Source organism: uncultured Lacinutrix sp., from assembly GCF_947500605.1.
GTDB lineage: Bacteria > Bacteroidota > Bacteroidia > Flavobacteriales > Flavobacteriaceae > Lacinutrix.
Genome location: NZ_CANMSJ010000004.1, coordinates 309,146 through 329,864 on the forward strand (window position 1 = coordinate 309,146; position 20,719 = coordinate 329,864).

Genomic DNA, 20,719 nt, shown 5'->3' on the forward strand with positions numbered 1-20,719 from the left:
TTTATTTTTTAATTACTCAAAAAACAACAGTAATCATCGTCGTTTTTTAACGGATAAACTCACCTTTAAACCTTAAAAAATTACTATATTTACTCTTAATTCGCTATTAACCATTAATAAGCCTCAAATCTTATTAAAAATTAACCATCTAGTTATGAAAGAACTCTATAAACAGTTATTTCAGAAACACAATTTAACTACGAATGAAAATGAAATGGGTACTTACATGGACTCATTGCAAGAGTCTATGGCTATTGGTTCTTGGGAAGTAAACTTACTAACCAACACTGCAACATGGAGTACAATGACCAAGACAATTCATGAAGTAGAACCTGATTATAAGCCTAATATATTAGAAGGTATTAATTTTTTTTTAGAAGGTTACAATAGAGATTTAGTAACTAAATTATTTAACAGAGCTGTAAATCATCAAGAAAAATACGATACAGATTTTCAATTAAAAACTGCTAAAAACAATTTAAAATGGGTGCGTATTGTTGGTTATCCTGTAATTAAAGATGGAGTTACTGTTAAAATTATTGGAGCTTTACAAGATATTACTGATAAAAATAATTTAATTAAAAGCCTTGAACTTAAAGAAAAGCTAATAAGCACAACCTTTGAGCATGCTCCCAATGGAATGGCTTTAATAAATTTAAAGGGTGAAATTATTTCTTTAAATAAAAGTTTTTGCGGTTTTTTAGGCTACACTAAAGAAGAACTTATTGGTTTTAAAGTAAATACTCTTTCTCATCCCGAAGATATAAATATTATACCCAACAATATTGAAGCCTTAATTAATGGAACATTAGACAAATTTAAGTGTGAGAAACGTTATTTTAGAAAAGACGGATCTATAATATACTGTATTCTGTCTGTTTCTGTACTGCGAGACGAAATAAACAATCCTATTCACTTTATATCTCAAATTATAGATATAACCGAAAGAAAATTTGCTTACAAAAAAGTAGAATCGTTATTACAGACTACCAAAAACCAAAATGAAAAACTTCTAAATTTCGCGCATATTGTATCTCACAATTTAAGATCGCATTCTGGCAACTTAGAAATGTTACTTGACCTAATGGCTGCTGAAATTCCAGAGCAAACTAAAAATGATTTTTTTCCATTAATTAAAGAAGCTGTAATCAAGCTAAGTGAAACTATTCAAAACCTGAATGAAGTTTCAAATATAAATTCTAGTAAAAAGGAAAAAATTAAAAACATCAATTTACTACAATTTGTTAATAATGCTTTAGGAAGTTTTAGGGCAGAGATATTAGAAACAAAGGCTAGTATAAATATAGATATAAATGATAAAACAGAGGTTTCTATTATACCTGCCTATCTAGATAGTATTTTATTAAATTTCATTTCTAATGCAATTAAGTATAGGAGAGAAAACATTAAGCCTGTAATAAACATTAGTGCAAAAAAAACTAAAAACTATATAAAAATAAACATAAAAGATAATGGCTTAGGCATAGATTTAGACCTGCATAAAGATAAAATTTTTGGTTTATACAAAACTTTTCATAGGCACGAAAAAGCAAGAGGTTTAGGTCTTTATATTACAAAAAGCCAAATTGAAGCTATGGGAGGTAAGGTTAAAGTAGTTAGCCAAGTAAATAAAGGTACAAAGTTTACAATATATTTAAAACATGACACAAATTGATTCAACCTGCTTAATAGACGACGATCCTATTTTTGTTTTTGCTGTTAAAAGAATTTTAAAGTCATCACATTTAAGTGAAAATTTTTCAGTTTACAATAATGGGAAAGAAGCTATTATTGGTTTAAAACAAATTATAGATTCTGGAAAAACCATTCCTAATCTTATTCTATTAGATCTAAACATGCCTATAATGGATGGTTGGCAGTTTCTTGACGAATTTATTAAATTAAAAATATCGCAAAAAACAACTATATATATTGTAAGTTCTTCTATTGATCCAGCCGATTTTAATAAAGCAAAAACCTACGAACAAGTAAGCGATTTTATAGTAAAACCCATAACAAGAGAATCGTTATTAGAAATAATGCAAATAAAGGCATAGTTAATATATAATAGTAAGTTAGCTTTCTTTTGGGCTATAAACCTTTTCACAAAAATGAAAAGCTAGTATTAAATTACACCATAAAAAAAGGGCAAAAGATTTTCTTTTGCCCTTAATAGAAACTATTTAATATGCTATTACAAATTTTAAGTTTCTACGCTATTAATAATAAAAAACTAAATGTTAGTTGTTACTTAACTAGCAACTTCAAGGGATTATAAAGTGTTTGTGTTCCAGATAATTTACATATGTATAATCCTGAACTTAAATTTTGTTTCTGTAGTGCTATTTTATTTTTACCAACTTGAGTTTTTACTATTTTATTAAAAACTATTTTCCCTAATTGATTATATATTACCAACTCTACTGTCTCTGTTTTATTAGACGTAAACTGAATGCTTGATGTATTAACCATTGGATTTGGATATGCAGCAAGTGTATTTGTTGTAATATTAGTTTCAAAATCATTTACAGATAAGGTATTACCTCTAGAGAAACGTACATCTTGTAAATTCATCTCTTTTGTTGTAATTGTACCATCTTCACTTACCATTGTAAATACAATTGTTACAATATCGCTAGCATCGAACGCAGCTAAAGGAGATGTAAAATCTGAGAATAAAAGTGCATAACTCTGTAACTCGTTTGTTAATGCAATAGTTGTTTTGTACTGCTCATCCCAATTAGTAATACTTTGCTTTACTAAAGTAATTTCTAAATTACCTGTTCCTTTTGCTCTTAATTTTAGACTACTAAAATCTGTTAAATCTACAGCCTTAAAACGTGGCGTAATAGCTCTATAAGCTGCAAAATAAGTACTTGTTGTTGCTGTAAGATTTAAATTTCTTTCTATTGGAAAATCTTGAGTATCAAAATCGCTAGTATTTGGTGAGATAACATAATCACTTACCGTTGTGCTAGCTTGAGAATCATCAATTCCCCATGGTCCATCAGACATGAATAAATCGTCTGGTGTATTTACGCCATCTCCAATTCTAAAACCTACATCAAATAAATGTCCTGTTGGCACTTGAATATCTGTAATGTAATTTTCGTTTAAGTTTATGTTAGACGATGTGTAATTAAAATCGCTAGTTTCTGTAACTCTATAACCAGAATCGAAAGCTACATCTTCAGTTGCATTTGTATTTATAATTTGAAGATCTAAAGCACCATTGTTGTACTTTCCTTTTCTAACAAAAACCGTTGGAGGTGTAGATAATTGGTAACCTGAAATTGTTTTTTCTGTATTTAAAAGATTCAATACTTCTTCCGCTAAAAGATATAAATCGTCTATTGAGTCTGACCAGATTTGAAAGTTGTAAAACGTTACATTCTCTTCATACAAATCTAAATTCCAATGACTTTCTATTGCAAAATTAGCATCGTTATTTTCTACTTTGGCAGATAAGCTTAAAACGTATTCAAAACTACCATCTGCATTTTTAATAATAGACTTTATAAAAGCTTGATCGTTAACATCAATTGTTGAAACCGAAATTAGTTCTGCTCCTAATAATCTATCACATATATATTTTGTGTGTTCGTATACTCCATTCTCAGTTTTTAAAGCTAATATTGAAGCTATAGAAGCATCGTTTTGCATGTAATCTACAGAATACACTTCGGTAGCATTAGTAATATTTAATAAATCTTGTGGCGTAGAATCTATAGCATAATCTTCATTAATTGTTGTTAATGGTACAAAATCTTGTAATTGAAAACCAGTAAATGATGTTTTATTAGCATTTTTACTAGAATCTCTCGTTACACGTTTTGCTGTCTTCTGGTTGAACTTATAACTGTTTTTAGCACGATTATAATTACGTTTATTAATGGCATCAGATAATCTTCCGTTACTTTCTAAACCACCATCATTAGCTGTTGTTGGAGGAGCAATAACTTCGCAATTACCAAAACCAGAACAAGAAGGATCTTCACAATCAATTAAACCATCTCCATCATCATCAATTCCATTATCGCAAATCTCTTGTGCAACAGGAGCTGTAGGACAACGCGCACCATCGTTACTAGAACTTGAAGGTCCGAATGCAAATAAGTTAGATTCTATAACATTTATTCCATCTAAATCTTGAACACTTTGCATTACATATACAGTTCCTGTTTCGTTTGCCGATACATAAAAACGACCATCTGCATCAAAATAAACAGCACCATAAGTATAGCTTAATCCAGATAAAATTGGAATAATACCTAAAGGCGTTACAACACTAGTAGTTGGGTTAATTCTATATAAAATATTAGTATTCTTTTCGACTGCATATAAATTATCATCTACAGCATTAAATGCCCAATCATGAATGCTAATGTTTTGTGATAAATTCTCCGTAGACAAGTATTGCGTATATGTAGGAGAACTTGGATTTAGATCTATTTTAAAATAACTTGTTCCTCCAGCTTTAAAGTAATAAATCCCACCTGAACTAATATCACCAACATATTTATTACCATTTGTTAATTCTGGTATTGTAAAAGATGTAGTTTGAAAATCTTTACCAATTCTAACAATTGTTTTAGAAGGCGAACTTAAATATCCCCAAATAAAACCATCTGCAGGATTATATGCCGTTGCATTAATATTACCAGGTGTAATATCTGTTGCTGCAAGGTAAGAGTTACCAGAAGCTAGGTCTATAGCATACACATCATTACGTTGAAATAAATAAGCACTATAATCGCAATTAAAAGGTATGTTTTGAGCTTCTGTAGTTAAGCTTAGCAATATTACTAAAAGTAGTACTGTTTGATTTTTTAATGTGTGTAGTTTTGTTATCATGGCGTATTTATTGCTTTATTATAGTACAAATTTACTTTTATAGCTTGCCTTAAAAAGTGTTTTTCGTTTAGCGTAATTTAAGTGTAGACGAATGGTAATTCTCTGTAGACAAACACTTTTTATAGCTTTACAAAGATGTTAGTAAAGTAGTTTTTACCTTCTTCGTCTTGTTGTGTTGAAATACCAAAGTCTGTAAAATCTGGATTTTCTATATTTTGCCTGTGCCCTTCACTATTTAACCAAGCATTAACTAACGATTGTGCATTAGTAAAGCCAAAGCCTACATTTTCTGAAACGTTTTCGGCATTTACAGCATCTATTATATTTTGAGATCTTAAATAAAAATAATCGTGACTTAATGCGCCTTGATTAACCATATACTGACTATGTGTAATAGCTTCTCTAGACACTTCGTTTAGTATATTTAAAGCATTAAGACCTTGAGAAATTCTATAACTATTAATAAGCTCTGCAATTTCATAATCTAACTGCGTGTATGTTACATTTGTGTTTTGCGAACTATATTCATTAGGTATGTTTGCCTCTTCTTCAACTGAGCAAGACATTAAAAACGTACTAAACAAAACGGCTATTAAAATTATATTTTTCATCATGGTTGGTTTAATTTGATGACAAAATTAATTTGAAAGACAGCTGTGTTTTATATTTTTCGATTATTACAATTCTAAGTATAGACGAATGGTAGAATACTAAAGTTAAACCTACAAAAGTACTATTAACCGATTATTCCCACACTTAAAAAAAAACACAACACTTCTCTATTTGAAGCAATTAGGAGAATTTAACGCATAAAAAAAAGACAGAAATTAAAATTTCTGTCTTTTTAAGTTGATAATCAATCAATCCCTTAAATGATAACACTGTAAAAGTAATACGTTAAGAAGTGATTGTTATTTTTTAAATTTATTTGAAAAGACACTTAAGACAAAGCACTACAATAATCGACGAAATACACGATTATAGTAAGTTTAAGCGTTTCATTAGTTCTGGTCGGTTAGATCTACTAACCGGAATAACATCTTTTTTAATTAAAACACTGTTATCTTCAATGTCAATAATTTTTTTGATGTTAATAATGTAAGACCTGTGTACTTTTAAAAACAAACTGTCTGGTAGTTTTTCTTCAATTTTTTTAAGTGTAGAATGCACTGTATAATTTTTATCTTCAGTTTTAACCTGTATATAATCGCCTTTGGCCTCAACCAAATAAATACTTGGTATATCTATTTTAATTAAACGCCTGTCTATATTTACATATAAATCATTACCAGAAGTAGTTTCTACATTTTGAGATTTAGACTCTGGTTTTATTGCCGTTTCTTGCTTCGCTTCAGCTTTATCTATTGCTTTTAAAAAGCGCTCTTGTGTAATTGGCTTTACTAAATAATCTACAATACAATCGTACTCGAAAGCTTGAATTGCAAAGTTAGGGTCTGATGTTGTAAGTACTATTTTTGGTGGATTTTTTAGTGTTTCAATAAAATCGAAACCTGTAAAATCTGGCATGTGTATATCTAAGAAAATTAAATCTACTTCGTTTTGATTTAAATACTTTATGGCCTGCATTGCATTAGGAAACTCTTCTAAAACATTAAGACTTGGTGCACGCGAGCATAATTGAGTAATAATCATTCTTGCAGTAGCTTCATCATCAATAATAATACAATTCATAAATAATATTTAGAGGGTCTTTAAGTAGTTAGTAATGCTGTCTAATATTGCTTCAAATTCTTCTTTTTGGTCTATACTACCATCTAGCAAATTATTCTCGTAAGCAACTGCAACTTCATAACCTTTTTCAAGCCCTAAAATACTAATTTTATGCTTAAGTTTATGCACATTATCTGCCGCTAACTTATAATTTTTAGCATTATAGTTATTTACGTAGACTTCTTTTTCTTCTGGATACTCGCTTTTAATAACATCTATAAGTTTTTGCTTAAAAGCTTCGTCTCCTCCAGACAAACTATTAATGTAAGATTGATTAGGTTGTTCCATTTGGGATTTTTTTTAAGGTGAAATAAAAAGTAGTTCCAACATTAACTTGAGATTCTAGCCATATTTTACCACCATATAACTCTACTATTTTCTTAACTATAGACAAACCTATTCCAGAGGATTCTGGATTGTTTTCTAGTTTTTCGAAAGTTTTAAATATTTTTTCGAAGTAAGTGTCTTCGATACCTTTTCCGTTATCTTTTATATAAAACTGCCAATAGTTGTCTTGATCTTCAAAGCCAATATCTATAATTCCTTCTGCTTTATCATTATACTTTACAGCATTCCCAATTAAATTTTGAAACAACTGCTGCAGCCTATATTTATCTCCTTTGGTTATTGGTAAATTAGACTTTGTTATATTAATATGACTTGGAATTTGAATACTATTTAAAATATCTTCAATAAGATTATTTACATCTACATCGTAAACTTCTATTTGATTTTTACCAATTGTTGAATACTCTAGAATACCACTAATTAAGGTATCCATTTTTTCAACATTTGTTCTTATCAGTTTTAGTGTGTTTTTTCCATTTTCATCGAAGGTTTCTTCATAATCTTGAGCCAACCAAGTTGTTAATGTATCTATACTACGTAATGGTGATTTTAAATCGTGAGATACCATGTGTGCATAATCACTAAGCTCCTGATTTTGATGCGCAAGCTCGTTTAACATCGATTGTTTTTGCTTGTTAACCTGAACGATTTCTTTGGTTTGACTATCGATAAAATCTACCAAATTAGAACCTGTTAACTCTACATCGTCTGCTTTTTCGTCTTCTTTTAAATTATAAAACTTTAATGTATCGATAACACTTTTAAGCTTATCGATAACTTCTTTTTGCTCGTCTGCTTCCTTTTGTAATTTTCTATTAGCAAGATATAATTCGTCTGAACTAATAGCCATTGCTCTTTGAATCATTACAGACTGCTCATCAAAATTATTGTAAGACAGGTCTACAGCATTAATAAACTCTGCTATGTCTTCATTGTTTTTTAATTCGTTACTTAAAAATTTACGAATTTGCCTTTTTAATAATGAATTCATTATTCGCTTATTAGCGTTATGGTCATGGTTTGATTGTGTAATTGACAACTAGTTTCTCCATGAAAAGGAGCTATTTCTCCATAAGAATAAAAGCCACTTGTTACAGCATCCTTACCAATAACTTCTATAACCTCTTCTATTTCTTCTTCAACACGCTGATCTAGCACTAGCTTTCTACCTATACAGCTTACTAATATTGCTAATTCAGGTTTGTTTTTTCTGTACTCTAATGCTTGTTTTGCTGCACGTTCTGATGCGTTTGCAATGTTATCTACATTAGTCATCATTAGCTGTACTTTGGAATCTTCTTTAATATCTCCTGCTAATATTACAGCATTTTCCTCTTCATTTATATTTAAAATAGACCTAACAATAGATTGTTTTTCGTCTGTAGAAGTTACATTTAAAGGATACAACAAAGCCGCTCCTGGTAAATCTTTAGCTTTATCTCCTAAATATTTTTTATACAAGTCTAAAGCAGGTTGCCCATCTAATTCATATAAAATATTGCCTTTAGACTTTGTTACAATACGCTCTGGTCCAAAAGGCGTCCATCCGCCATGTATTGAAAAAGAAATTTCTAAGCTATCTCCATAAAAACCAATAGCGACTAATTCTCCTTCTTTTGGGTTTTCGTTGTAAGATGCTAATGTTTTTTCAAAGCGTGCATCGTCACCACACAAACCTCCAGTTATTACTAAATTATCGTTTGTTGAAGCACTCATACCTTTGGTAAGTTGACTACCATTAATAAAACTGCCTTCAGAAACCACAAACACGTATTTTAAACCTTCTTGAGGCAATTGCTCAATAAGTTCTTTTCCTGTTTTATAACTATCTAAATCTGCATTTAAAACATTACTAGTTTTAATTACAAACTTGCTTTTTTCAAACTCGATAGCTGTTATAGTAATACTATCTTGATTTACTGTATCTGATGATATTTCGGCACATGAAGATGCAAAAACAATATGTCCATCTGGAAATAACTGTTTAATATCTGTATAAACAGCATCGTCTTCTAACATATATCTGTTACCAAAAACCAATACTAAAGGTTCTTTTAGATCTTGTTTTTCTATAACATATTCCCAATCTTTATTTTTATGCTTGACTAACTGTACTGTTTTCATTTTTATTTTTTTAATGTGAAATAAAAGGTGGTACCAACATTTGGCTCACTATCTAACCATATTTCACCTTCATGTAAATTGATAATTTTTTTGACGATAGACAATCCTATTCCCGAAGAATCTTTACTTTTCTTTAAAGAATGAAATATCTTAAATATTTTGTCGTGATATTTCTTTTCAATCCCAATTCCATTATCTTTTATTGAAAATTTGTAGTGACTTTTAAAATCTTCTACATCTATTGTAATACTGCCACATTCTTTATCTATAAACTTAACAGAATTGCTAATTAAGTTTTGAAACACTTGCTGTAGCTTAGTTTTATCTCCTTTTATATTTGGTAATACATTAAGACTTTTAAATTCTATGTGGTCGGGTATATATAACATACTAACCAACTCATTAACCATACTATTTAAATCGACATCTACTTTTACAGAATTATCTGCACCAACGCTAGAGTAGTTTAAAACATCTGTTATTAGCTGTTCCATTTTCTCTAAAGTAGACTCGATAAGTGCAAAATTTTGAAGACTTGTAGCATCTAAACTCCCTTGATTATCTTCTTTTAACCAGCTAACCAAAGCATTAATACTACGTAAAGGTGATTTTAAATCGTGCGATACAATGTGTGCATATTCTTGAAGTTCGTCGTTACTTTTTTCTAGCTTTTCTAAAAGTTTTTCTTTTTGAAGCTCTAAACTTTTAGTATCAGTAACATCTAAATGTATTCCTATAGACCCAATAACTTCTCCATCTATATTGTAATTTGGTGCGCCACTAACTAACCAATGTCTTGTTTTTCCTTTTTTACAAATGGCTTTAAACTCATAAGAGTTTGATATACCTTCTTTTCGTTTTTCGCGTTCTTTTTTTAATATATCTGCGTCTTCAGCAGCAAAAAGCGTCCTTGCATTTTTGCCTATAACTTCTGCTTCTGTATAACCAGACATTTTCTCAAAGCTTTGATTTACCATTAGGATTTCGTCGTTATTATTCAACTCCACCATCCCTAGGTTCATATTCGCAATAATATTGTAATATTTTTGCTTTTGTGCTTCTAAACTTTTTCTGTAAGTGCGTTTTAAGGTAACATCGGTAAAGGTCCATAAATATCCTTTAGACTTTTCTCCAATTACTATTGGTGTATAGTTACGTTCTAAAATTTTACCATCCACCATCTCTAACTCATCACCAAGTACTACTTTTTTATTAGCATCAATAGCTCGCATTCTTTCTATAAAAGCGTCTGGGTTTTTAAATAAAATTTTATTTTGTTCTGATGCTACTTTACAATCTAAGCCTACTAAATCTTTAGGACTAGCATTTATTCCAAAAAGCTCACAAAACTTGTTATTAGTAAGTACTATATTTCTGTTTTCATCTTCTAAAACAATACCACTATCTAGATTTACAACAAGTGATGCTAATCTATTTTCTGATTCAATTAATTTTTCCTCGGAAGCTTTTTGGTGAGATATATCTCTAACAATACCTTGTGCTGCAACAGGTTTTTTGTTTTTATCGAAAATTACACTTGCATTTATGTGTACCCATTTAACCTCTTTAGATTTAGTATACACTCTAGCTTCGTAATTTTTAAAATAGCCTTTGGTTTGTAACTCTAGAAAAGAAGACATTGCATATTGGTAGTCTTCTTTATAAATAAGATCCACAACATTTACCTCATCTCTATTAATATCGTAGCCAAATAACTTGGTTGCTGCCTCATTAAATTTTATGAATCTTCCTTGTATATCCATAACAACATATGCATCTACAATGTTTTCGAATACACCCTGAAGTTGTGAGGATTTTTGATCTAGAAGTTCTTCTAGTTTTTGGGAAGTTGAGTAAAGATCTCTTGATTTTTCTTCAAGAATTTTTTCGGCAGCTTTTCTTGCCGCTTTTTCTCTTTTTAAAGCACGTTGTAATATTTCAACTTGTTCTTGACCCATTAGTTTTTGTGAATAATAAATCTAACTTCAGTTCCGTCTTCTTTAATTTTTTCTAATTCAATTTTTGCAGTTGAATTAAAATGCTCAAAAGTTTTATTCATTAATCCTAGACCAAAATGATGCATTGCTCTACTTGATGTATATATCATTACTAATGAATTTTCTGTTTTTTCGACGACTTCAAAAGTTGGCAACTCGGCGTCTGGATATATTTTTCTTACCTCAACATGAATATGGTTTTCTATAGAAGAAATCATTTCTATTGGATCTTTATATGTTGCCAAAAGACCTGGATAACTTTTTTCTATAACACTAAAAAAGTGTTCTGCATAAACCAATAATAAATTATCTATTGATATTCCAGTATTCTCACTTAAATGCTGTAATAATTGTAGCATTTCTGAAAAACTATAAGTCCCTACTGCTGTATAAACACCTTCAGATTCTAATTTAGAATTTGTTATAATATTGTCTACCATTTCTAGACCAAACTTATCCTCTACTAACTCTAAAAACTCCGTAAAAACTATTCCTTTCATTTATTACACTACTATTAATTCATTTATACTCCAATATGCTAATAATTTTTCAATTTTACTAACATAATCCTCATACTTTAAGGGTTTTAAAACATAACCAGCAACTCCTGTTTTGTAACATTCCAACAAATCTTTTTGATTATTTGAAGTTGTTAAAATTATTGTTGGTATGTATTTTAATACGTCGTCCTTTTTTAAAATATTTAAAAACTCAATACCATTTATTTTTGGCATGTTTAAATCTAATAAAATAATATCAGGTAAATTATCTTTTTGTTCTAAAATACCTAAAGCATCTTCACCATTATTAGCTTCTATAATTTTGTGGTCTAATTTTAAGGTAGAAATTGTTCTATTCAATTTCATTATTTCAATCATATCATCTTCAATTAGAAGAATTTTAAGGTTTTTAGTCATTGTGAGGGTGTTTATTTTGAATATCTCCAAAACTACATCTATTAAAAAGGTTGAAATTTAAATTTCGATTAGAGCTATTTAAGTGTAGACCAATAACGTTTAAGTGTCGACGAATGGAAATGAGTTATTTTTAGCTTTTGCAATAATCTATAGACTGTAGAGTATTTAACTTTGCATAATGCTTGACTTTACTAAGTTCTAAAAGAAAGTTTAGAGAATAATTATCCTCCTTTTTTTTATCTAACGTCATTTCTAAACAAGATATAAACTCTAGCTGCTTTAAACAAGCATGTAAATGTTTACAATCTTTTGCTTTTAGTCTTTGCTTTTCTTGCTGTTTATTACCAGTCTTTTTTACTAAGGAATTGGTATTAATTCTAAATATTTTGGAAAGAATACTACTATTAAGAAGGTTCATGTTTGAGGAGGTTATTAATTAATTATGGTTCAAAATTAATAGTATAAACTCCTTAACTTCTTTTTATTCTTTAGACTATAGGTTTTATGTCGATAAATAACACGAAAGCTTAGATAAGTTGTTTTAACCCAAGCAGTACACGCATTTTTTTAGTCATACCTTTTACTACCATATTATAAGAATGATCTATTAATGCCATAATAAATTTGGGTTGTAATTCACCTTTATATATGTAAATAGAATTCCAGTGTTTTTTGCTCATGTGCCAACCTGGCTCAATACTTTCGTATTCTGCCCTTAGCTCTAGAGAATAATCTGGATCGGCTTTTAGGTTTAAAGAAGCCAAACCTTGCTCCCATTTATCTAAAGGAGCTAATGCAAACATTTTTCCAGCTACTTTAAACACCAGCGTGTTTTGGTCGAATGGAAAAGTTTCTTCTGTATGCGGTTTATCAAGACAATACTCTCGGACTTGTTCAATATTCATGTAATAAATTTACAAGAAAAAAACTTATTTCTCTTCTAGATAATTATCTTTTGAATATCTTTTTGTAGATGATTTAATGTTCTTAACATTTGTAGTTGTAAGAATATCTAAACTTTCTAAAACCTCGTTAATGTAAAGTAAAAATTTGTTCATTTGATATAGGGCTTATAATTAGTAGTAAAGTTATATTAATAACAACTAACTATAAGATTATCATACCCTTACATAAAAATAATCGATAAAGAGCTAATATTATCGATTACCAGCACAGTAATTCCCTGTATTCATACTAATTTTTCAATTCTGGAATAACTTCGCTCTTAATTTCTAATGCAGAATAATCCAATTTCCATCCAATAGTTTGCACTAAACCTTCAATAATAAATATAGAATCTAAAGCTTCGTTTTGTGCTATTTGAAACAAACCACTTTGTGGTACCTTATCTCTAATGTGAAGCTTAGCTTCGTTATGCAAATCTGTTAAATCGCTTGCCTGAAACTTATTAAACATACCATCTTGCTTATCGTAATACTTTAAATTTGTTTCTATAGAGAGTATTTCCGCTTGCGGAAAATGTTTTAAAGTCACCATTTTTGCTTCTGGATTAGCATCCATAACTATTTTAGATAAATCGAAACCTACATGTGCTTTAGCATCTATAATTACCAATGCTTTCTTTCTACTTGACACTAGCTTTAAGAATCGTTCTTTTACATCTTCGTAATGATAGATTTCTGCAAAATCGCCTTCTACGCTAATAATTTTACACACTTTTTTAATCTTATCTAAAAGAACAACAGATTGTGTTTGTGCTAGTTTTTTTCCTTGAATATGCTTTACATAAGTTGAAACACCTAAAGCTGACAATACGCCAAATATGATTGCAAAAATTATTTCCATTACTCTATCTTGTATAAAACAGGTTTACTAGGTGTAGCATCGTTCTCGAAAGGTGCTATTTGAAGATTTAGCATATAACTTCCATCTTCTACTTTATTAGGCACGTAAATAAACTCTGTAATTGTAGCTTCTTTTCTTATTTTTCCATTAAAATCCCAAAAGGCTTTGTGCGCCAATAATTGACCTTCGTCTTTTTCCTTATCTACACTTGGCAAATCTATTAACAAATGTAAAATGCCTTTTTGTCTAATATAATGTGCGGCTTCTTCTGTAAGATATGGCCAATTTGTATGCGAGTATTGCCTAGATTTTTTATCTTTTGTATTTGGCATTGTACGTATTACAAGTGCTTCGGGCAGTTTTCTTTTTAATAAATATTGTATTTGAGCTTTAGATATTACTTTATCCTCGCCAATTACTTCTGGAGCTACAGTAATAACCTCAGCCATAAACATAAAACGTTTTAAGCATTTATTAATGCTGTGCAATTTCTCGGTTATGTGCCCAACACTTTCGGTATGTGTACCATGTGCATGCGGATTAAATGAGATGTTATTAAAATTAATATCTGCGCCTTCTTTTACACTTGCAACCCACTCCTTAATCTTTACAGGCTCTATTTTAGGCTCATCGATATACCATGCATTAGCATTTTTAATTGAAGCTCGTAATGGCATAGAAATATCTAGCGGTTTTGATAAGTCTATTTTTATTTTTTTCGATTTTATTTGTATTGTTGTTATCAATCTAAATTTATTTTAAATAAGTCACTAGCAATTCCATCGCTTAAAAATTTTCCTTTTTTAGTCACTTTTAGTTTATTACCCTCAATATACAACAAATCTTCAGTAATATGTTTCTGTGCTTGTTGCATCATATAGGTTTCAAAAGTAATGCCAAAATCTGTTTTAACTTTTTTAATTGATACACCCCAAACAGTTCTTAAGCCCGTCATAACATACTCGTTATATTGATCGGTTTTTGTAAGTGTTTCAGTTTCAATTGGCACCTCGCTATTTTGAATCGCTTTTATATATTTTGTATTATTTCTTACATTCCAACCACGTTCTTTTCCATTAAAAGAATGTGCCGAAGGCCCAATACCTATATACTTTTTACCTTGCCAGTATGCCGAATTATTTCTACTAAAAAAACCAGGTTTTCCAAAGTTAGACAATTCGTAATGTACAAAATTTTGAGATTCTAATTTATCTACTAAAATATGAAATTGTTCTTGCGCCAAAGCATCGTCTACATTATCGATAATACCTTTTTCTATAAAAGAAGCCAAAGCTGTTTTTGGCTCTACAGTAAGTGCATAACTAGAAATATGATTTACACCAAAACCTAAAGCAATGTCTATATTTTCTTCCCACTCTTTATTTGTAGTATTAGGAATACCATAAATTAAATCTAGTGAAATATTATTAAAATACTTAGTCGCCTCTTCTAAACACTGTATTGCTTCTTGCATATTATGCGCACGATTCATGAGTTTTAAATCTTTTTCATGAAAAGATTGAATACCTATTGATAATCTATTAACAGGACTCTTAAACAATTCTATTATTCGTTTGTTACTTAAATCGTCTGGATTCGCTTCTAACGTTATTTCTGGATCTTCTGAAACGCTGTAGTTGTTGTAAACCGAATCTATTATTCTTTTTATTTCTTCTGAAGTTAAAAGCGATGGCGTTCCTCCTCCAAAATAAATGGTTTCTACAGTAGTACTTTCAAACTCATTTTTTCTAATTTCTATTTCTGAAATTAAAGCGTCAATAAGTTCATCTTTCTTTTTCAATGAGGTAGAAAAATGAAAGTCGCAATAATGGCAAGCTTGCTTGCAGAACGGTATGTGTATATATATTCCGGACATTTAATTTTTAGATTCTGTAATAGTTGCTGAAACAAATAATGCAAATAATATGTATTCTATATCAATACTATAAAGTGGATCCTGCCTTCGCAGGAATGACAAAATTACTTCTTAACTCGCTTCTCATTTTGTTTAACAAAACTTGCCCAACCAGAATAACTTTTACCAATCTCAACACGACCTTGATTATAAAAATGGCAAACTGCTGCTGCTAAACCATCCATAGAATCTAAGTTTTTAGGTATGGTTTTAAGTCCAAGTATACTTTGCAGCATTTTAGCTACTTGTTCTTTACTTGCATTACCATTTCCTGTAATTGCCATTTTAATTTTCTTTGGCGCATATTCTGTAATTGAAACCTCTCGCGACAAACCTGCTGCCATAGCAACACCTTGAGCACGACCTAGTTTTAACATACTCTGTACGTTTTTACCAAAAAAAGGTGCTTCAATAGCTATTTCGTCTGGATGATGTGTATCTATTAGCTCGATGGTACGTTCGAAAATGAGCTTAAGCTTAAGATAATGGTCGTCGTACTTTTTTAAATCGAGTTCATTAAGTTGCAGAAAATGCATTTTTTTATTCACCACTTTTATGAGTCCGAAACCCATAATTGTAGTTCCTGGATCGATACCTAAAATTATTTTTTCTTCAGCCATTTAATTACAAGTTCTACAACCACTTAAAGAAATTGAAGCGCCAACGGTTACTGTTAACATATTACCATTAAAACTTCCTGCGCCTTCTATTACTGGATCAAAATCTTTTGCAAAGCCCATAATATAAGAGCCATCTATAAATAAAGAAACTGCTCTAGAAATACCATAATGCAATTCTACACCTGCCATTGCATTTAAATAAGAGTTTGTGTTTTCTCTATAAATATCTAATGGTTTTATCATGGTGTAACCTGGACCTGCATGAAATACCAAACTCATTTCTTCGGGTAAAAAAAAGAAAACCTTAGAAGTATCGTAAACAAACTGAGCATTTATTCTAGTGTAATTAATTTTAAAATCTGGTGAATTATCTGTATTAGAAAAACGATTATAACCAAAATCGACCTTAACTCCCATTTGTGGCTTAAACATGTGCTGGACACCTAAATTAATAGTTGGAAAATTGACACCTTTTGCTTCAAATGGTTCTAACAAACCCGATTGCGATGGGCTATTTACACCAAAGGCAATTAAAGCTTTCCACTTGCTTTCTTCTTGCTGAGAAAAGCCGAAAGCACTCACTAAAAATAAGGCTAAAAGACAATAGTAATTAAATTTGGACTCCATTCTGTAATATTTGGTTTAATTTGCATGCACTATTCCATAACGCTTTGCACATCGCTTTATCATACAAAACTAAACAATTCTTTTTTGTACTTATTAAATTAAGCATTGTTGTAGGTGCTTTTTATTTTATTTACAACAAATTAGCAAATAATAGTGCCTTACATTTTTCTGAATTTATTATTACTTTGAAAGAAAATAACGTTTTTTCGTTAAAAAACATCACTTTTCTATTATTCTTAAGCACTTTTAATTGGTTTTTAGAAATACTAAAATGGCAAAAACTAACGTCTTTTATTAAAAATATTACTTTTTATCATGCTTTAAAACAAAGTTTAAGTTCGCTTACGGCATCTCTTTTAACACCTAATCGTATTGGTGAATATGGAGCAAAAGCCATCTATTTTACCAAGCAATACAGAAAACGCATTTTACTTTTAAACTTAATTGGTAATGTAATGCAAATGGCTGTTACTGTTATTTTTGGAGCGATTGGTTTATTTTTATTTACGCGGTATTATCCTATTGAAATTAACACATATAGAGTAACTAAACTCTTGGTTATTATTTTAACTGTTTTGGGTTTATTGTTATTTGTTATAAAACAAAAAAGGCACACAATAAAAGGTTTTTCTGTTGAAAAATTAAAACAATTTATAAAAGCATTACCATTAAACATTAGTGTGTTTACTTTTATGATTTCAGTATTACGCTACTTCGTTTTTTCCTTTCAGTTTTACTTTTTATTACAACTTTTTGCAGTAGAATTAAACTACATAGATGCAATGGCAATTATAACATCTATGTATTTATTAGCTTCGGTTATACCATCTATTTTTATATTAGATGTTGTGGTAAAAGGTAGTGTTGCTGTATATTTATTTTCTTTTACTGAAGTAAACGAAGTTATTATTTTATGTATTATTACTATAATGTGGTTATTTAATTTTGTGCTACCAAGTCTTTTAGGAAGCTATTATGTGCTCAATTTTAACTTTGAAAAACAAAATAAGTCATTATGATTTTTCTATTAATAATTATAACGGTTTTATACTTATTGCTAATTCTAGCACTTGCTTTTGGCTTTGATAAAGTTGAAGATTTTAAAGTTGAAGACATTAAAGCAAAAACAAAATTTTCGATAATTATTCCGTTTAGAAATGAAGCTGAAAATTTACCAGAACTACTGGCTTCAATTAGTGAGCTAAAATATCTTAAATCACATTACGAATTTATTTTTGTAGATGATGACTCTAGTGATGATTCAGTTGAGATTATTTCAAAGGTTCTCGATAAAAAATTTTTAAATGAGAATTTCACTCGAACTGACATTAAAATAATTAATAACGTAAGAGTTTCAAAGTCACCAAAGAAAGATGCAATTACTTCGGCTATAAAAATAGCTAAACACGATTGGATTGTTACTACAGATGCAGATTGTGTATTACCAAAATTCTGGTTAGATACTTTAGATTGTTTCATTCAGAAAAAACAACCAAAAATGATTGTTGCTCCTGTTACTTACCACAAAATAAATTCATTTTTAAAACGATTTCAACTACTCGATTTTTTAAGTCTAATTGGCGCAACCATTGGTGGTTTTGGTATAGGCAAACCGTTTTTATGTAATGGTGCAAATTTAGCCTATAAAAAAGAGTTGTTTTTAGACCTTAATGGTTTTGATGGTAATGATGAAATTGCAAGTGGAGACGATATTTTTCTGCTTCAAAAAGCAATTAAAAGTAACAAAAGTGTTGTTCAATTTTTAAAATCTAAATCTGCTATTGTAAAAACCAAAGCGCAACCCAATATTCATGCTTTAATTTCACAACGTAAACGTTGGGCTGCAAAAACATCTAGTTACAATTCTGTTTTTGGTAAAGTAGTTGGTTTAATTGTTCTATTAATGAATGCGGCTTTAGTTAGTAGTTTTACTTTTGTATTATTTGGACTACTTCAACTTAAACCATTACTTTATATTTTTATAATAAAAAGTCTAGTTGATTTTTTACTTCTTTTTAAAACTGCTAGTTTTTTTAAACAAGAAGGCCAATTATCAAGTTTTATATTTTCTAGCATCTTATATCCTTTCTTTAGTGTTTATATTGCCTTTATATCTTTATTTACTAAGTATAAATGGAAAGATAGAAGTTTCAGTAAGTAATATATAAGTCCGTTAAAATTAATACATTTACCCTAAGAACCAAATCTATTATATTATGAAAAAATTCATCTTGTTATTCACCTTTCTAGCATCTAGCACCTGGACCTTTGCACAACAAACCTATACTGTTGGAAATGAAACCTTAGAACTTAAGACCGAAACGGAAGGGACTTTAGATTTACTTTGGAATACAGTAAACGAGAGATATCGCTATTTTATAAAAACTGAAGATGACAGTATTACAGAACTTAAAAACACTAAAAATACAGATAACAAATATCAAGAAGAATATAAAAAGGTATTAGCAGACTTAACCTCTATGGAGGTTTCTAGAGTAAACCTAACAACTTATAGTCTTAAATCTTTTATTGATAAATACAATAGTTCTACAGATTCTAACTACGTTTCAAGCAACCCTAAATCTAAAGTAAAATTACGATTAGGTGTTTTTGGAGGAATTACTAACAGTCCGTTTAATAAAAATCCAAACAACAAAAACACAGCGCTTTTTGGGACAGAACTGGAAGCAGTTTCGGACAATACAGACTCTAGACATGCAGCATTTTTAAATGTGAGACACACTACAGAGAGTGATGATTTTCAATATTCGGCTACGCAAATTGCTTTAGGATATCGTTATCGTTTTATTAGTAAAGCGAAATTTAATATCTATGCGCAAACTAAGTTTGCAACATATACAAGCTCTAAAGTAACATCTACAATTGTAGATCCTAGTGATGCGACTGCTTTTATAACATTAGAAGATAGCTCTACAGCATTCGATGCGCCATTTATATTTGGTTTAGGTGCTGATATTAAATTAGGAAAAGGATACTTGACTGTTATTTACGACTCTATTGTCGCTGCTTTTTTAGATACCCAAGACAACTTCCCAGTTGATTTTGCCATTGGATATAAATTTAATTTATAGCGTTTTATTAAAAAAAACTTATCTTAATTTTAAGCTGTTTTTAGTAAAACAATTTAGGTTTACAGAAAAAAACTAAGGCTATTAACGTAGTTATAAAAGTAAAATTTAAAATCTAAATTAACCCTATGTGGTTAGTCGTAAACTAAGATTTAGAAGCTAATAAAATTTAGTTACTCCAACTTAATTTACTGCAATAACAATAGGTAATTTAAACTCTGTTTTTACTGGCTGATTGCGTTTTATTGCTGGAAAAACCTGAGGCAAAGTATTTAGACTACTTGCTATCATGTTTTCAATTTCAGGTATTTCTAACGCTGTAACGGCGTTTAAATTAATATGCTTGATTGTAATTTCTCCTCGTTCGGAAATTTGAAACTCCAATACAACAGTATCATCAATATCCTGAGAAACTATAATTATTTCATTTTGTAAGCTTGAAGTAATGTGTTCTGATAATGTATTTTCGAAACACGTTTTCTTTTCGTTCTTTGTTTCAAAAGTATCGCAAACAGAAAAGGTAGGATAGGTATCTACAGCATTCCAATTAACCATTTTTAATTCTTCATTATAAATAGTTTCAGATGTTATTTTTTTTGCATTAAAATACTCGCAAGAGGTTGCGCATATAATTAATAAAAAAACAAATAGTTTTTGCATGGCTTTAATTAACACCAATTTAGATTGATAT

Annotated in this window: 22 protein-coding genes; 5 read left to right on the top strand and 17 right to left on the bottom strand. The window is 29.8% G+C overall.

Translation table 11 applies throughout. The annotated features are described in order from the left end of the window. Positions 1-154: 154 nt before the first annotated feature. Both Q0935_RS08435 and Q0935_RS08440 read left to right on the top strand, forming a co-directional pair. Positions 155-1,675 carry a PAS domain S-box protein gene (locus tag Q0935_RS08435; protein ID WP_299384581.1) on the top strand — a complete coding sequence of 507 codons (1,521 nt, stop codon included), beginning with the start codon at positions 155-157 and terminating at the stop codon, positions 1,673-1,675. Then, positions 1,662-2,057 carry a response regulator gene (locus Q0935_RS08440; protein ID WP_299250638.1) on the top strand — a complete coding sequence of 132 codons (396 nt, stop codon included), beginning with the start codon at positions 1,662-1,664 and terminating at the stop codon, positions 2,055-2,057. The genes Q0935_RS08435 and Q0935_RS08440 overlap by 14 nt, the downstream gene beginning before the upstream one ends. Positions 2,058-2,247: 190 nt before the next feature. Here the strand turns inward: Q0935_RS08440 and Q0935_RS08445 are convergent, their stop codons facing one another. The 16 genes from Q0935_RS08445 to Q0935_RS08520 form a co-directional block, all read right to left on the bottom strand. Beyond that, positions 2,248-4,854, bottom strand: coding sequence for a T9SS type A sorting domain-containing protein (locus tag Q0935_RS08445; RefSeq protein WP_299384584.1), 2,607 nt, complete (start codon positions 4,852-4,854; stop codon positions 2,248-2,250). 119 nt (positions 4,855-4,973) lie between these two features. After that, positions 4,974-5,468 (bottom strand): CAP domain-containing protein, encoded by a 495-nt coding sequence (locus Q0935_RS08450; protein WP_299250634.1) that lies wholly within the window; start codon positions 5,466-5,468, stop codon positions 4,974-4,976. Positions 5,469-5,832: 364 nt separating this feature from the next. Further along, on the bottom strand, positions 5,833-6,546 hold the full coding sequence (locus Q0935_RS08455) for a LytTR family DNA-binding domain-containing protein (protein ID WP_299384588.1): 714 nt from the start codon (positions 6,544-6,546) through the stop codon (positions 5,833-5,835). 9 nt (positions 6,547-6,555) lie between these two features. Then, positions 6,556-6,873: an Hpt domain-containing protein gene (locus tag Q0935_RS08460; RefSeq protein ID WP_299384591.1), complete on the bottom strand. Its 318-nt coding sequence runs from the start codon at positions 6,871-6,873 to the stop codon at positions 6,556-6,558. After that, on the bottom strand, positions 6,860-7,924 hold the full coding sequence (locus Q0935_RS08465; RefSeq protein ID WP_299384593.1) for an ATP-binding protein: 1,065 nt from the start codon (positions 7,922-7,924) through the stop codon (positions 6,860-6,862). The genes Q0935_RS08460 and Q0935_RS08465 overlap by 14 nt, the downstream gene beginning before the upstream one ends. Next, positions 7,924-9,057, bottom strand: coding sequence for an FIST signal transduction protein (locus Q0935_RS08470; RefSeq protein WP_299250627.1), 1,134 nt, complete (start codon positions 9,055-9,057; stop codon positions 7,924-7,926). Before Q0935_RS08470 ends, Q0935_RS08465 begins: the two co-directional genes overlap by 1 nt. A 2-nt stretch (positions 9,058-9,059) precedes the next feature. Beyond that, positions 9,060-11,015, bottom strand: a complete 1,956-nt coding sequence (locus Q0935_RS08475) for a PAS domain S-box protein (protein WP_299250625.1) — start codon at positions 11,013-11,015, stop codon at positions 9,060-9,062. Next, on the bottom strand, positions 11,015-11,554 hold the full coding sequence (locus Q0935_RS08480; RefSeq protein WP_299384594.1) for a heme NO-binding domain-containing protein: 540 nt from the start codon (positions 11,552-11,554) through the stop codon (positions 11,015-11,017). Before Q0935_RS08480 ends, Q0935_RS08475 begins: the two co-directional genes overlap by 1 nt. 3 nt (positions 11,555-11,557) lie before the next feature. Continuing rightward, complete coding sequence (locus tag Q0935_RS08485) at positions 11,558-11,971, bottom strand: response regulator (protein WP_055434816.1); 414 nt, start codon at positions 11,969-11,971, stop codon at positions 11,558-11,560. A 527-nt stretch (positions 11,972-12,498) separates the two neighbouring features. Continuing rightward, the gene (locus Q0935_RS08490) at positions 12,499-12,876 is read right to left on the bottom strand and encodes an MmcQ/YjbR family DNA-binding protein (RefSeq protein WP_299384599.1); all 378 of its coding nucleotides are present in this window, start codon (positions 12,874-12,876) and stop codon (positions 12,499-12,501) included. Positions 12,877-12,900: 24 nt separating this feature from the next. Next, positions 12,901-13,029: a hypothetical protein gene (locus tag Q0935_RS08495; RefSeq protein ID WP_299250616.1), complete on the bottom strand. Its 129-nt coding sequence runs from the start codon at positions 13,027-13,029 to the stop codon at positions 12,901-12,903. 136 nt (positions 13,030-13,165) lie between these two features. Continuing rightward, entirely contained in the window at positions 13,166-13,777 is a 612-nt protein-coding gene (locus tag Q0935_RS08500; RefSeq protein ID WP_299384601.1) for a DUF4230 domain-containing protein, read from the bottom strand. Next, a complete protein-coding gene (locus tag Q0935_RS08505) occupies positions 13,777-14,523 on the bottom strand; it encodes a cyclase family protein (RefSeq protein WP_299384605.1) in 747 nt (248 codons plus the stop codon). The genes Q0935_RS08500 and Q0935_RS08505 overlap by 1 nt, the downstream gene beginning before the upstream one ends. Continuing rightward, positions 14,520-15,653, bottom strand: a complete 1,134-nt coding sequence (gene hemW, locus Q0935_RS08510; RefSeq protein WP_299384609.1) for a radical SAM family heme chaperone HemW — start codon at positions 15,651-15,653, stop codon at positions 14,520-14,522. Before hemW ends, Q0935_RS08505 begins: the two co-directional genes overlap by 4 nt. 104 nt (positions 15,654-15,757) lie before the next feature. Beyond that, entirely contained in the window at positions 15,758-16,312 is a 555-nt protein-coding gene (ruvC, locus tag Q0935_RS08515; protein ID WP_299384612.1) for a crossover junction endodeoxyribonuclease RuvC, read from the bottom strand. Next, entirely contained in the window at positions 16,313-16,939 is a 627-nt protein-coding gene (locus Q0935_RS08520) for an outer membrane beta-barrel protein (RefSeq protein WP_299384616.1), read from the bottom strand. 185 nt (positions 16,940-17,124) lie between these two features. Between Q0935_RS08520 and Q0935_RS08525 the strand changes: the two genes are divergently transcribed. Genes Q0935_RS08525 through Q0935_RS08535 form a run of 3 tightly spaced genes read left to right on the top strand, consistent with a single transcriptional unit; the run spans position 17,125 to position 20,031 of the window. Next, positions 17,125-17,958 (top strand): hypothetical protein, encoded by an 834-nt coding sequence (locus Q0935_RS08525; protein WP_367275020.1) that lies wholly within the window; start codon positions 17,125-17,127, stop codon positions 17,956-17,958. Next, on the top strand, positions 17,955-19,100 hold the full coding sequence (locus Q0935_RS08530) for a glycosyltransferase (protein WP_299384622.1): 1,146 nt from the start codon (positions 17,955-17,957) through the stop codon (positions 19,098-19,100). Before Q0935_RS08525 ends, Q0935_RS08530 begins: the two co-directional genes overlap by 4 nt. Positions 19,101-19,155: 55 nt before the next feature. Further along, positions 19,156-20,031 carry a hypothetical protein gene (locus Q0935_RS08535; RefSeq protein WP_299384625.1) on the top strand — a complete coding sequence of 292 codons (876 nt, stop codon included), beginning with the start codon at positions 19,156-19,158 and terminating at the stop codon, positions 20,029-20,031. A gap of 180 nt (positions 20,032-20,211) precedes the next feature. Here Q0935_RS08535 and Q0935_RS08540 read toward each other — a convergent pair whose 3' ends face one another. Continuing rightward, entirely contained in the window at positions 20,212-20,688 is a 477-nt protein-coding gene (locus tag Q0935_RS08540) for a hypothetical protein (RefSeq protein ID WP_299384627.1), read from the bottom strand. Positions 20,689-20,719 lie beyond the last annotated feature (31 nt).